Annotated in this window: 1 protein-coding gene; it reads right to left on the minus strand. The window is 20.7% G+C overall.

The features are described 5' to 3' along the window. Window positions 1–230, minus strand: a 230-nt coding sequence (locus K0039_RS23060; RefSeq protein ID WP_228106796.1) for a GtrA family protein, incomplete at its 3' end; no start/stop codon positions are given. Window positions 231–536 lie beyond the last annotated feature (306 nt).

The following is a 536-nucleotide window of genomic DNA, read 5'->3' on the forward strand; positions in this document are numbered from 1 at the left end:
GAAAATAATCTAAAACTAACAAAAGATAAGAATTCTTTAAATAAGAAAGCTATCTCAATTACCTTACTTTCAAATACAAAAAACTTATTAGTAAAATAGGCAAATAAGACAGCAAGAATCCATGCTAAAATATTCGCAATTATAAAATTAAGTGATACAACTCTAGTAAAAAATAAATATGAAATTATATTTACAAAAGTAGTAAGTGTTCCAAAAAATAAATATAATATGGTCTCTTAATGTTTTTTAAAAATCAAATATAACCCTCCTAAAATAATCAAATATAACTATCTTTAAAAACACTAATACACTTTAGTATAGCATATCAGTTAACAAATAGACATATTGTAAAATATCATAAAAAATAAAATTATAATATTTTACAATTAATATTTACTTACAATTTTTATTTTATCAAAATAAAATATGACCTAGATTTAGAAATCTGATATAATAAAAATTAAATACATACAAGGGGGTAAACATGAGAAAGTACAAATCAAAAAAATTGTCAAAGCTACTAGCATTGTTGACAG

The sequence above is a fragment of the Terrisporobacter mayombei genome, assembly GCF_020748465.1.
GTDB classification, from domain to species: domain Bacteria; phylum Bacillota; class Clostridia; order Peptostreptococcales; family Peptostreptococcaceae; genus Terrisporobacter; species Terrisporobacter mayombei.